Below are 11,800 nucleotides of genomic sequence, written 5' to 3'. Positions count from 1 at the left end.
CGTATCCTCGCTGCAATTCTGCCTGCAATATTCGGTGACGATAGATGAAGCCGTTTTATCTTCCGATTCTTCCCCGCGGTTCACGACGGGAAACTCCGCCATGGACTCTCCCAGAATTTCGCTTGCGCGCCGGATAAATAAATCCAGATGATCGTAGCATCCGATTAGGAAGTTACGTTTGCTGATAATAGGCAAGGCATCGGCAAAGGCCCTTGTCTTTGTTATACAGAACGCCTGTATGTTCATTGATTCATGGTAGAAATCTTTTTTCGCAAGCAAGGTTGAATCGATATCGTCTTCCCCCGGGTGCATCATATGTTCCGGGCTTTTCTTGATGAAATTGAAATGGGAAATGAGCAAATCCGCAGGTTCACGCACGACGCAGCAATAAACAATGTTTTCAACGCCTATGCCGGCTTCCATGGCCTTCAGCATAGGATTCTGGAGTGTAAAATGCCCGCCAATTAATGTGTATTTGAGAAGCTCGTTCAGTGAAGTATCGTTTATTTGGCGCTCTGCCGAATGCCAGAATACCTTGTCCTCGCCAATTGAACTTACAACCCATTCTCTAAATGAAGATCCGGCAGTTTTGGGAATATGCAAATAAACCATCTTCATCGTGTTAAAAATACTCCTCGCTCATTTTGATTTGGAAGGCCGGTTTCCGTTCAGGATTCTGGGCCAACAAGATTGTTATTTGCGAATACCAAAGAACGGCAAGAAAACATAGCCTCATTCTTTAACCCGGCTATGCGGCAGACAACAAAAAACCAGAAGCATATATGGGCTCTAATGCCGGGAAAATTGTCTTAAATGCATGATTCTTGAGGCTTTTTGGCGGGGGCTGTTCACTCATGAAGTGAAATGCTATAGCCCTTGCCAAGGCAAACAAGCCTTTATCGAGTTTATGACACGCCAGTGAAGGAGAAAAACATGGCAGCCCCGAAGTCACGTAACCTTATTATTGTTGTGGCCATCATTGTGGTGGCGCTTGTGGCCTATCTGGCCACGATGCAGACCGACAGCCGCACGCCGGGCGAAAAAATCAGCGATGCCATGGGCGAAATGTCCGAAGGCGTGGGTGATGCCATGGAGCAGGCCGGTGACGCGATGCAGGAAGCAGCCGAAGAAACCGGCGCTGCCGTTGAAGGGGCCGCCGAAGACGTTTCCGAAGAGGCCAAGAAGGCTATGGAAGCAGCCCCCGAGGCCGCTCCGGAAACTCCGGCCGAAGCCCAGTAAGGCTTTCGCGAAAACAAAAACCCCTCTTCCGCAAGGAAGAGGGGTTTTTTATTGCCCGAAGCGGGAGGCGTGCGGCGCTTAACCCGCGACCGCCTGCTGCGAAGGTTTATCGAGCCGTTCGCGCATCATTTGCAGCAGCGGTTCGATCTCGCCGCCGTTGCGCTGGATCACCGACATATATTCCTGCCGTTGCGTCACGCTCATGCTGACACCTTCGACCACGACATCAATCACGCCGAAATGATCGCCGAAATCGCGCACGCGCCAATTAACCTGTATCGGCTGGTTGCTGCCGGGATGCAAAATCTCGCCATCAACGATGTAATCGCGCCCGCCTTCCTGGCGCGCGCCAACCGCCGTGAACTTTTCGCCCGAATAAAGCGCAAAGCGTTCGGAATAGATCTTGATCACCAGTTTTTCAAACAGGCGCAGATATTCCGCCTGTTGCTCGTCCGATGCGCCGTACCATGTGCGGCCGACCACGAAACGGCCGATCGTGTTCAGATCGAAGGATTTTTGCAGCATGTCGCGGAACTGGTTGTCGCGCGCATCCTTGCTGATGTTTTTGTCGGCGAGAATGGCGACTGCATTGTCGCCGAGACCTTGCACAAAATCGCTCGCGGCTTTTGACTTGCCGGCAACATCCGTCGCCTCGGCCACTGCGGCAGGTGCGATGCTGGCTTGCGCCTGCAATTGCGGCGCGTCTTCGGCCGCGGCGGGCTCCAGTGCCCAGGCGCCGAACAGCAGTGATATGGCAAGACAGGGAAGGGTGGAAAAACCAGTGAAACGTTGCGCGAGCATTCAAGACCTCCGGATGCACGTAACGATAAAGCCTTGTCGTTTATAGCGGCAAATTACGGCAAAACAAGGGATTAGAAAACCGCCAAAATACCCCGTAAAGACAGGGCCTTACGAGGCAGTATGGCTTGTTTTATGATTATAATAGCGCACGCGCGCGTTTCAACCGTGATTCTGCAGAACCGCGCCGGCAAGATAAAGCGACCCGCAAATCAGTATTCGTCCCGGCATTCCGCCGGCCGCAACCAGTTGCCGGACGGCCGCCACGACATCCGTTGCCGGGGCTGCTGTCCTTATTCCTGCCGCCATCGCCGCCGTCGCACCTTCGGCTGCAGAAAGGCTCAAGGCCGCACCGCCATCCGCGCCGGGGATAGGCACGGCACGCAGCCCGTCCACCTGCCGTGCCATGGGGCCGAGCAATTCGTGCGGCGCGCGCGTGGCCAGCATGCCGAACACAAGGTAAAGCGGCTTGGGGCTGCGTTGCCGCCAACGGCCAAGCTCGGCCGCCAGCGCCGTGCCGGCGGAATCGTTATGGCCGCCATCAAGCCACAACTCCCACCCTTCGGGGAGGCAATCGATCGCCGGGCCGCGCACAAGCCGTTGCAACCGTGCGGGCCAGTCAACGCCGCGCAGACCCGCCGTCATGGCGCCTAGCGGCACCGCCAGCGGCATGGCCCCGAGTGCCGCGATCGCAAGCCCGGCATTCATGATCTGGTGTGCGCCAGCAAGCGCGGGCGGCGGCAGGTTTTGCTCTCCCTGCGGGCCGTTGAAACGAAACGCGCCGCCATCGAGCTCCTGCGTTTGCCAATCCTGCCCGCCATACAATAATGGCGCGCCGACAATGGCGGCCTGTGCGCGCAAAGCGGCCCGCGCCTCTTCGTCCGGCTGTTCCATCGCATAGCAGGGCACGCCCGGCTTCATGATCCCGGCTTTTTCGCGCGCGATCCCGGCCAGCGATGCGCCCAGATATTCGCGGTGGTCGTATGAAATGCGCGCAATCGCGGTCACCGCCGGGCGCGTGATCACATTTGTGCTGTCGAGCCGTCCGCCGAGCCCGACCTCGATCAGCGCGGCATCAGCGGGGTGGCGCGCGAAGGCAAGAAAGGCGGCGGCGGTGGTCATTTCAAAAAAGCTTATCTTGCCCGGCTCGGCTTCACGCTCGCACAGCTCAAGGATATCGGTCAGCTCGTCTTCCTCGATCAGGCGTCCGGCGATGCGGATACGTTCGTGAAATGTCACGAGGTGGGGGGAGGTGTAGGTATGCACGCGCCAGCCCGCCGCTTCCAGCATCGCGCGGGCAAAGGCGACCGTGCTGCCCTTGCCGTTGGTGCCCGCCACATGCAGCACGGGCGGGAGCTTTTCCTGCGGGTTGCCGAGCTTTGCCAAAAGCGCGCGATAGGCCGGGCGCAGGGTCAGATCGATACCGCGATGGTAGCTTCTATAGATGCGATCAAGGATGGCCGCGGAACCTTCGCGCGCGCCATGGGCCACGGGCCACGGGTTAGCGGGCAGGGAAGCGTGCGAAGAAGAAGCGGGCAGCGGCATGCCGTGGTGTCACCAGCGGCTTTTTTGCGGCGGCGCGCCGTGCGGCCCGGGCGGGATGACCGTGGCTTTGGCCTTTTTCGGCGCGGCGATTGCCGCGCGCGTTGCGTTGCCGTTGCCCCGGCCAAGAAGGCCAATGATCCGCGCCAGCGTGGCGGGCAAATCGCGGCGGGTCACGACGATATCGACCATGCCATGTTCGCGCAGATATTCGGCGCGCTGGAACCCGGGCGGCAGCGTTTCGCGGATCGTGTTTTCTATCACGCGCGCGCCGGCAAAACCGATCAGGCAGCCCTTTTCGGCGATATGGATATCGCCGACCATGGCGAATGATGCCGTAACGCCGCCCGTGGTCGGGTCGGTCAGCACGACGATATAGGGCAACCCGGCCTGTTTGACTTCTTCAACCGCGATGATGGTGCGCGGCATCTGCATCAGCGAAAGGGCGCCTTCCTGCATGCGCGCGCCGCCCGAAGCCGGGATGGCGATAAAGGCCGCGCCGGCCGCCGCCGCGCGCCGCGCGCCCGTGACGATGGCTTCGCCCACCGCCATGCCCATGGAACCGCCCATGAAACTGAAATCGAAGGCCGCCACCACGGCCTTGTGCCCGCCGATCGTGCCTTCGCCAACGATGAAGGCGTCATCGCGGCCGGTCTTGCTTTGCGCGTCGCGCAGGCGGTCGGCATATTTCTTCTGGTCGCGGAAGCGCAGCGGGTCAACCGGAACGCGCGGCACTTTCAGCTTTTCATATTGCCCCTTGTCGAACAGGGTTTCGAGCCGCCGCTCGACGCTGATGCGCAAATGGTAATCGCAGTGGCGGCAGACATTCAGGTTCTCAGCCAGCTCGCGCCGGAACAGCATGGTGCCGCAACCGGGGCATTTGTCCCACAAATTATCGGGCACATCCTTTTTTTCGCCGACAAGGGCGCGAATTTTCGGGCGTACGAAATTGGTGAGCCAGCTCATGGTCTATCCGTTCAGTTGGCGCTTGCGGCATCCGCCGCCGGGGCGGCATAGGTCGGTGCGGGCGGCATGGCGGTGGTCGGAAATCGCTGCAAAATCTCGGCGATCTTGCCGTTGTTGGTGAGCGCGATAATGGCATTATCGAACAGGGCCTTGAGATCGAGATCGCCCAGCTTGACCGAGAAGACCGAACCATAAACCCGCAAAACCTTGCCAGCCGTCTTTAGCTTGCCCGGGTTCGCCTCGTCATAACTTTTGAAGAAGCCCCAATCGACGAAGGTCGCATCGGCCTTGCCCGCTGCGATTTCCATGAAAAGCTGCGAAGCATCGGCGGCCTGCGGCAGGCTCACGAGTTTGGCTTGCGGAAAATCTGTGCGGGCGATGGTTTCGGTGATATCGCCTTCGATCGCCACGGTCTTGAAGGAAGGGTCGTTCAGCCGGGCATAACCATTGTCGAAGCGGTTATCGTCGGCGCGCACCACGACATAGACTTTATGGTAATGCGCGGGCAGCGTAACCGTGGCCTTGGTGAAGCGGCCTGGATCGGGCCACACGGTTTGGCACATAGCGTCATAGCGGCCGGTGTTCAGGCCTTCGATATAATTGCCGAAACCGACTTCCTCGGCCCACTCGATCTTGAGCCCGAGCTCTTTGCCGATTTCCATGAAAATATCGTAATTGAAGCCGGAAAGTTTGCCGGTGTTCGCATCCTTCTGGAAGAACGGCGCCCACAGCGCATAAGCGCAACGCAGCGTGCCGGTGCGCATCACCCGTTCATAGGCGGTTTCGATGTTGCGCGCGGTGCCTTGCGTGCCGTGTTCCTGAAGCAATAGCTGCCCGGCGGCGACGCCGATGCAAAGAATAATAATCGCTGCAATATACTTGGCCATGGCTTGCCCCTTATGTCCTAGCTTTTCAAATTCGCAACGAACGCGAGTGTAGCAGAAACGGTTTTATCTGTCGCCTTGCCGTCTTGGGAAAGCGTTTGCGCAATCTCGCGGATGATCGCGCTGCCCACGACGGCGGCATCGGCCGATTTCGTCACGGCCCTGACCTTGGCGGCATCGCTGATCCCGAACCCGACCGCGACCGGTAACGCCGTGTGATTGCGGATGCGTTCCACTTCCGATTGGACGTGCGCGGCATTGGCCTGCTTGTCGCCGGTGATGCCGGTGACGGAAATGTAATAAACGAAACCCGATGTGTTGCTCAGCACCTTGGGCAGCCGCGCGTTATCGGTCGTCGGCGTCACCAGCCGGATAAAATTGAGCCCGGCTGCCAGTGCGGGCAGGCATAGCTCGCGGTCCTCTTCCGGCGGCAGATCGACGACGATCAGCCCGTCAACGCCAGCGCAGCGCGCGTCGGCCAAAAATTTTTCCACGCCATAGCTGTAGATCGGGTTGTAATAGCCCATCAGGACAAGCGGCGTGGCGTTGTCGTCCTTGCGGAAATCGCGCACGAGATCGAGCGTGCGCTTCATTGAAGCGCCGTTCTTCAGCGCGCGGATATTGGCCGCCTGGATGGCAACGCCGTCCGCCATCGGGTCGCTGAAGGGCATGCCAAGCTCGATGATATCGGCGCCCGCTTCGGGCAGGCCGCGCAGTATGGCGCGGCAGGTTTCGTGGTCCGGGTCGCCTGCGGTAATAAAGGTCACGAGCCCGCCGCGCTTTTGCTTTTTCAGCTCGGCGAAGCGCGCGGCGATGCGGCCGCTGTCGGCGGCGGGGCTGGCGGCGGGCGCGGCGGCGGCCTTCATAGTGTCACTCCCAGCCGTTCGGCCACCGTGAAAATATCCTTGTCGCCGCGGCCGCACAGATTGACCACAAGCAAATGATCCTTCGGCAAGGTGGGCGCGAGCTTGCTTGTATAGGCAAGCGTGTGGCTCGGCTCCAGCGCGGGGATGATCCCCTCCATGTTGCAGCAAAGCTTGAAGGCCTCGAGCGCTTCTTCGTCGGTCGCGGAAACATAGTTCACGCGCTTGATATCGTGCAGCCAGGCATGTTCGGGGCCGATGCCCGGGTAATCGAGCCCGGCCGAAATCGAATGCGCCTCGGTGATCTGTCCGTCATCGTCCTGCAGGAAATAGCTGCGGTTACCGTGCAGAACGCCCGGCCTGCCGCCGGTCAGGCTGGCGGCGTGCTTGTCGGTATCGACACCGAGCCCCGCCGCTTCCACCGCATAAAGCTTCACGCTTTCCTCATCGAGAAAATCGTGGAACAGCCCCATGGCGTTGGAGCCGCCGCCGATGCAGGCAACAAGGCTATCGGGCAGGCGGCCTTCGGCTTCCTGCATCTGTGCGCGTGTTTCACGGCCGATGATGCTTTGGAAATCGCGCACCAGCGCGGGGTAGGGGTGCGGCCCCGCCACGGTGCCGATGATGTAGAAGGTGTCTTCGACATTGCTGACCCAGTCGCGCAGCGCCTCGTTCATCGCATCCTTGAGCGAACGCGAGCCGCTTTGCACGGGTCGCACTTCCGCGCCCAGCAATTTCATGCGGAACACGTTCGGCTTTTGCCGTTCGATATCGAGCGCGCCCATATAGACGACGCAAGGCAGACCGAACAGCGCCGCGACCGTGGCGGTAGCCACGCCGTGCTGGCCTGCGCCGGTTTCGGCGATGATGCGTTTTTTGCCCATGCGCCGCGCCAGCAATATCTGGCCGATGCAGTTGTTGATTTTGTGCGCGCCGGTGTGGTTCAGCTCGTCGCGCTTGAAATAGATTTTGGCGCCGCCAAGTTTTTCCGTCAGGCGCTGTGCATAATAAAGCGGCGAGGGGCGCCCCACATAGTACTTAAGATAATAATCAAGCTCCTTGCGGAAGGAAGGATCCGCCTTGGCGGCGGTATAGGCCTTTTCCAGCTCGAGGATGAGCGGCATCAAGGTCTCGGCAACGAAGCGCCCGCCATAATCGCCGAAATGTCCTTCGGCATCCGGCATTGCGCGCAGGGAATTGGGCTTATGGGCGGCGTTGGGCATTCATCTTCCTTTCAGGGCCGCACAATAAAGCATGTTGAAGCCGCTAATCAAAGCGCGGCGACGGCCTGCATCAATGCCTTGATTTTGTTGATATCTTTGTGGCCCGGGCGGTCTTCGACGCCTGAAGAAACATCGATACCCTTAGCGCCGCTGATCCGCACAGCCTCGGCCGCGTTTTCCGGCGTCAGCCCGCCCGCGAGCATCCATGGTTTTGCCCAGTCGAGCCCGGCCAGCAATCGCCAATCAAAAGCCCGCGCGTTCCCGCCGGGCATGGCTTCCGTTCCTGCGGGCGGCTTGGCGTCGAACAAAAGCCGGTCCGCCACCGGCAAATAGGCATCGGCCGCCGCAAGGTCTTCCGCTGCCGCGACCGGGATTGCTTTCATCACCGGCAAGCCGAAAGTGTTTTTGATATCGGCGACGCGTGCGGGCGGTTCGCTGCCGTGCAACTGGATCATGCGCAGCGGCACATAATCGAGCACGCCGTGCAGCTCGTCGTCCGGCGGGTCAACGAACAGGCCGACCGTGGTCAGGTTTGCAGGCGCGGCAAGGGCCAGTTCGCGCGCCTGCGCGGTTGTCAGAAAACGCGGAGAGCGGCGATAGAACACCAGCCCGCCATAACGCGCCCCGGCGGCGGCGCTGGCGGCTACCGCCTCCCGTGTTGTCAGGCCGCAAATTTTTACCTCGATCGTCACGCCGCCAGTTCCGCATTGATGCGCCGCGCCGCTTCAGCCGGGTCGGCGGCGCCGGTGATCGGCCTGCCGATCACCAGATAGCTGGCGCCCGCCTCGATCGCCGCGCGCGGGGTTAGTACGCGTTTCTGGTCGTTTGCCTCGGCCCAGCTTGGGCGGATGCCCGGGACCATCAGGATAAAATCGGGTCCGCAAAGCTGGCGCAGACGGGCAATCTCGGTCGGGCCGCACACCACGCCGTCCATGCCCTGTTCCTTGGCCAGCAAGGCAAGCCGCGCTACCTGTTCAAGCGTGTCGGGGTGCTGGCCGGTTTTTTTCAGATCCCCGGCATCAAGGCTGGTTAGCACGGTGACCGCGAGCATTTTGGGCCGCGCCGCGCCCGCCTTGTCGGCTGCCGCGCGGGCCGCCTGCATCATGGCCGGACCGCCTGCGGCATGGACGTTCAGGAAGGCGGGCTTCAACGGCAGAAGGCTCGTGACCGCCCCGGCCACCGTGTTCGGGATATCGTGCAGCTTGAGATCGAGGAAAATGGGCCCCGCCGCCGCTGCCACCTGCCGGACGCCTTCCGGACCGTTGGCCATGAAGAATTCAAGGCCGATCTTGGCCGCGGCAAGCCCTTTGAGCTGGCCGGCAAGGCCGGTTGCGCGGGCCGTATCGGCCGTATCGATGGCGCAGAAAACGCGGGTGTCTGTCATGGTCGTGGCTTCCCTGTTGCGGGGCCGATCTTAGTCCGAAGCGGCATCAAGAATAAACGGCTAAAGGCGGGCCCCGGAAAACATAAACCCTATGTCCAGGGCAGCGCCTGCCGCCAGCGGCTCAGCAGCGGCGGGGCATGGCCGGGATCGGTTGCCGCCGCACGGCTTTCCAGCTTGGTTTGCAGGTCGCCCACCTGATCGCGCAGCTTGCCAACCTCGCGCGCCAGCTTCCGTGCCTGCAGCTTGTGGCGCAGGCCGCCGAACCAGATGACCAGACCGCCAAGCACGAGCCCGATCGCCAACGGCACCAGCGCAAGCATGTAGATCGGCAGCGCGACTTCGTAGCCGAGCGGCCAAAGGTTAACGATGACGGGTTCCCGGTTGCCGACGGCAAAGCATACGGCAAGGGCGATAAGGGGCAGTGTGATAAGCCAGGACAGGCGGTGCATAGCGGGTCAGCGAGGCGCGCGGGCCTAGTCGCTGGTGCCTTCAATCCCGTTCAGCCGGTCGCGCAGCTGCTTGCCGGTTTTGAAGAAAGGCACGCATTTTTCGGCCACCTGGACGGCGTCCCCGGTGCGGGGATTGCGGCCCTGACGGGCTTCGCGGCGCTTCACCGAAAAGGCGCCAAAGCCGCGCAATTCCACGCGATCGCCGCGCGAGAGGGCATTTGTGATTTCGTTGAAGACGGTGCCGACGATGCGCTCGATATCGCGCTGCAGCAGGTGGGGGTGCCGTTCCGCGAGGCGCAAGATGAGATCGGATTTGGTCATGGGCTTGTTCGCTCCTTGGGACCGGGCTTTTCTTGACGAGTCGCCCGCTTGATCTTGCAAAGGTTGCCAAAGGGGGCGAAGCGAGTCAAGCCGTCTTTCAGGGTAAGTCCTTGGGGTGCAAAGTCTTTTCGCGCCGCTTGCAGGCGGCCCGATCCGGCGTGCCGTGGCGGGAAATTGCCGCCCCATTTTTTGCGCCGCCGCGCAGCGGCGCGTGCTTGCGGCATCGCGAGAAGTTTTTGGCGGCACATACAAGCTTCGCGCGGCGTGCGCGGCGCGAAAACTGTGCTCTCTATGTGACTCTTCCAGACTCTTCGCGCGTTTTTTTGCCCTTCGGGTCAAAAAATTAATTGTATGTTCAAAATTCTTACCTTAAATCTGTGATTGAAGCGCACGTGCCACTGGCCCCAAAAGGACCGAACGGAATACCACCCGCAGGTCCCCCACGTTGGTTTATGTAACGACGCTTTGCGCTCCCAAAGGCCTCCCGGCCGGCGGGAGTGGTGGTATGCAACCAAGGAGTCTGCCTTTTGTTGGCAAGGGCCAAGTGAGTTAGGGCCCGACAATGAAGAGTGTGGCTTTGCAGTTGATGGCAAAGTAAGAAGGCGGTCGGTTCACAAACCTTACGGTTTATGAATCTGCTGCCGGACCTGAAAGGGTTCTGGGGTCGGGTCGTACTGCAACAGTGCAGGCAAGCGCGATACCGCCAGACAAGTTGTAAAGGAACGGAAAGTGGCTTGGTAGAGCCACGCAAGACCGTTCTCGCGCCCCAATGCGTAAGGCATGGGGGCGCCGCAACGCTTTTGGGACACATTCGGCATAGGCCTACGAAGGTGCGGCTCCTGAACAGGGAGTACGGGGCATGGGTAAGATGCCTTTGATGAAGGATACCTCTTTTGCCAACGGCAACCTGCTGACGCCGGTTGTTGCCGCCAGCACGCTTGCGCGCGCCTACACCTCGAAAAAGGGTGCCAAGAACGCGAAGCAGCGCATCACCGATTTTCTTGCCAACCGCAAGCCGGAAGGCCCTTGCCTGGTTGTCGATCTCGAAACCGTGCGCCAGAACTATCTTGGTTTCACCAAGGCGCTGCCCGATTCGCGCATTTATTACGCCGTCAAGGCCAACCCGGCGGCTGAAATCCTGCGCCTGCTCGCCTCGCTCGGCTCCAGCTTCGATGCCGCCTCGCTGGCGGAAATCGAAATGGCGCTCGAAGCCGGCGCCACGCCCGACCGCATTTCATACGGCAACACGATCAAGAAGGGGCGCGATATTGCCCGCGCCCACGAATACGGCATCGACCTGTTCGCGGTGGACAGCGTGGAAGAGGTTGAAAAAGTTGCCCGCGCCGCCCCCGGCGCGCGCGTATTCTGCCGCATCCTTGTCGATAACGACGGCGCCGAATGGCCGCTTAGCCGCAAGTTCGGCTGCGTGCCCGACATGGCGATCGAGGTTCTTGAAACCGCGCAGCGTCTCGGGCTCGTGCCACACGGCATTTCGTTCCATGTCGGCTCGCAGCAGGCCAACCTGAAGGCTTGGGACCGCTCGCTGAAAACCACGGCGGAAATTTTCCGCGCGCTGGGCGAACGCGGCATCAAGCTGACGATGGTGAATATGGGCGGCGGCTTCCCGGCCAAGTATCTGAAAGACGTGCCGGGCATGAAGAGCTACGGCACCGCCATTTTCGGCGCGCTGCGCCGCTATTTCGGCAACCAGATCCCCGAAACCGTGATTGAGCCCGGCCGCGGCATGGTCGGCGATGCCGGCATCATCAAGGCCGAAGTTGTGCTGATTTCGCGCAAGGCGGCGGACGACCCTGTGCGCTGGGTTTACCTCGATATCGGCAAGTTCGGCGGCCTTGCCGAAACCATGGACGAATCGATCCGCTACCCGATCACGACCTCGCGTGACGATGGTGAAAAGACGCCGTGCGTGATCGCGGGCCCGACCTGCGATTCGGTTGACGTTCTCTATGAAAAGAACATGTACCCGCTCTCCGTGTCGCTTGAGATCGGGGATGAAGTGCTGATCGAGGCCACCGGCGCCTACACAACTACCTATGCGTCGGTCGGTTTCAACGGTTTTGCGCCGCTCGCGACCTATTTTATCTGATTTTTTGCGGTTTTAACCAGGCAT

At 60.6% G+C, this 11,800-nt stretch carries 13 protein-coding genes; 2 read left to right on the top strand and 11 right to left on the bottom strand.

Going from position 1 to position 11,800, the window contains the following annotated elements; translation table 11 throughout:
• On the bottom strand, window positions 1-618 hold a 618-nt coding region (locus tag GC131_05875), incomplete at its 3' end, for a hypothetical protein (protein ID MBI1273592.1).
• A gap of 315 nt (window positions 619-933) precedes the next feature.
• On the opposite strand from GC131_05875, the gene GC131_05870 reads away from it, so the two are divergent.
• A complete protein-coding gene (locus GC131_05870; GenBank protein MBI1273591.1) occupies window positions 934-1,239 on the top strand; it encodes a hypothetical protein in 306 nt (101 codons plus the stop codon).
• 78 nt (window positions 1,240-1,317) lie between these two features.
• On the opposite strand, the gene GC131_05865 is transcribed toward GC131_05870, so the two are convergent.
• The 10 genes from GC131_05865 to ihfB form a co-directional block, all read right to left on the bottom strand.
• Window positions 1,318-2,040 carry an ABC transporter substrate-binding protein gene (locus GC131_05865; protein ID MBI1273590.1) on the bottom strand — a complete coding sequence of 241 codons (723 nt, stop codon included), beginning with the start codon at window positions 2,038-2,040 and terminating at the stop codon, window positions 1,318-1,320.
• A 159-nt stretch (window positions 2,041-2,199) separates the two neighbouring features.
• Window positions 2,200-3,582, bottom strand: coding sequence for a bifunctional folylpolyglutamate synthase/dihydrofolate synthase (locus GC131_05860; protein ID MBI1273589.1), 1,383 nt, complete (start codon window positions 3,580-3,582; stop codon window positions 2,200-2,202).
• Window positions 3,583-3,591: 9 nt separating this feature from the next.
• Complete coding sequence (locus GC131_05855; GenBank protein ID MBI1273588.1) at window positions 3,592-4,545, bottom strand: acetyl-CoA carboxylase carboxyltransferase subunit beta; 954 nt, start codon at window positions 4,543-4,545, stop codon at window positions 3,592-3,594.
• Window positions 4,546-4,556: 11 nt separating this feature from the next.
• Window positions 4,557-5,432 carry a transporter substrate-binding domain-containing protein gene (locus GC131_05850; protein ID MBI1273587.1) on the bottom strand — a complete coding sequence of 292 codons (876 nt, stop codon included), beginning with the start codon at window positions 5,430-5,432 and terminating at the stop codon, window positions 4,557-4,559.
• Between the two features lie 17 nt (window positions 5,433-5,449).
• Entirely contained in the window at window positions 5,450-6,295 is an 846-nt protein-coding gene (locus tag GC131_05845; GenBank protein ID MBI1273586.1) for a tryptophan synthase subunit alpha, read from the bottom strand.
• Complete coding sequence (gene trpB / locus GC131_05840; protein ID MBI1273585.1) at window positions 6,292-7,515, bottom strand: tryptophan synthase subunit beta; 1,224 nt, start codon at window positions 7,513-7,515, stop codon at window positions 6,292-6,294. Before trpB ends, GC131_05845 begins: the two co-directional genes overlap by 4 nt.
• 47 nt (window positions 7,516-7,562) lie before the next feature.
• Complete coding sequence (locus GC131_05835; protein MBI1273584.1) at window positions 7,563-8,207, bottom strand: phosphoribosylanthranilate isomerase; 645 nt, start codon at window positions 8,205-8,207, stop codon at window positions 7,563-7,565.
• Complete coding sequence (gene pyrF, locus GC131_05830; GenBank protein MBI1273583.1) at window positions 8,204-8,899, bottom strand: orotidine-5'-phosphate decarboxylase; 696 nt, start codon at window positions 8,897-8,899, stop codon at window positions 8,204-8,206. Before pyrF ends, GC131_05835 begins: the two co-directional genes overlap by 4 nt.
• An 89-nt stretch (window positions 8,900-8,988) precedes the next feature.
• Window positions 8,989-9,348, bottom strand: coding sequence for a DUF1049 domain-containing protein (locus GC131_05825; GenBank protein MBI1273582.1), 360 nt, complete (start codon window positions 9,346-9,348; stop codon window positions 8,989-8,991).
• A gap of 24 nt (window positions 9,349-9,372) precedes the next feature.
• Complete coding sequence (ihfB, locus tag GC131_05820) at window positions 9,373-9,669, bottom strand: integration host factor subunit beta (GenBank protein MBI1273581.1); 297 nt, start codon at window positions 9,667-9,669, stop codon at window positions 9,373-9,375.
• Window positions 9,670-10,546: 877 nt separating this feature from the next.
• On the opposite strand from ihfB, the gene GC131_05815 reads away from it, so the two are divergent.
• Window positions 10,547-11,776 carry an ornithine decarboxylase gene (locus tag GC131_05815; protein ID MBI1273580.1) on the top strand — a complete coding sequence of 410 codons (1,230 nt, stop codon included), beginning with the start codon at window positions 10,547-10,549 and terminating at the stop codon, window positions 11,774-11,776.
• The last annotated feature ends 24 nt before the right edge of the window (window positions 11,777-11,800 follow it).

This window comes from Alphaproteobacteria bacterium (assembly GCA_016124955.1).
Lineage (GTDB): Bacteria > Pseudomonadota > Alphaproteobacteria > UBA9219 > RFNS01 > RI-461.
This window is presented reverse-complemented; position numbering and strand designations above follow the sequence as displayed.

Excerpts from the sequence above, each read along its gene's own strand:
- GC131_05870 (MBI1273591.1), top strand. The coding sequence starts at position 934 with ATGGCAGCCCCGAAGTCACGTAACCTTATTATTGTTGTGGCCATCATT.
- GC131_05865 (MBI1273590.1), bottom strand. The coding sequence starts at position 2,040 with ATGCTCGCGCAACGTTTCACTGGTTTTTCCACCCTTCCCTGTCTTGCC.
- GC131_05860 (MBI1273589.1), bottom strand. The coding sequence starts at position 3,582 with ATGCCGCTGCCCGCTTCTTCTTCGCACGCTTCCCTGCCCGCTAACCCG.
- GC131_05855 (MBI1273588.1), bottom strand. The coding sequence starts at position 4,545 with ATGAGCTGGCTCACCAATTTCGTACGCCCGAAAATTCGCGCCCTTGTC.
- GC131_05850 (MBI1273587.1), bottom strand. The coding sequence starts at position 5,432 with ATGGCCAAGTATATTGCAGCGATTATTATTCTTTGCATCGGCGTCGCC.
- GC131_05845 (MBI1273586.1), bottom strand. The coding sequence starts at position 6,295 with ATGAAGGCCGCCGCCGCGCCCGCCGCCAGCCCCGCCGCCGACAGCGGC.
- trpB (MBI1273585.1), bottom strand. The coding sequence starts at position 7,515 with ATGCCCAACGCCGCCCATAAGCCCAATTCCCTGCGCGCAATGCCGGAT.
- pyrF (MBI1273583.1), bottom strand. The coding sequence starts at position 8,899 with ATGACAGACACCCGCGTTTTCTGCGCCATCGATACGGCCGATACGGCC.
- GC131_05825 (MBI1273582.1), bottom strand. The coding sequence starts at position 9,348 with ATGCACCGCCTGTCCTGGCTTATCACACTGCCCCTTATCGCCCTTGCC.
- ihfB (MBI1273581.1), bottom strand. The coding sequence starts at position 9,669 with ATGACCAAATCCGATCTCATCTTGCGCCTCGCGGAACGGCACCCCCAC.
- GC131_05815 (MBI1273580.1), top strand. The coding sequence starts at position 10,547 with ATGAAGGATACCTCTTTTGCCAACGGCAACCTGCTGACGCCGGTTGTT.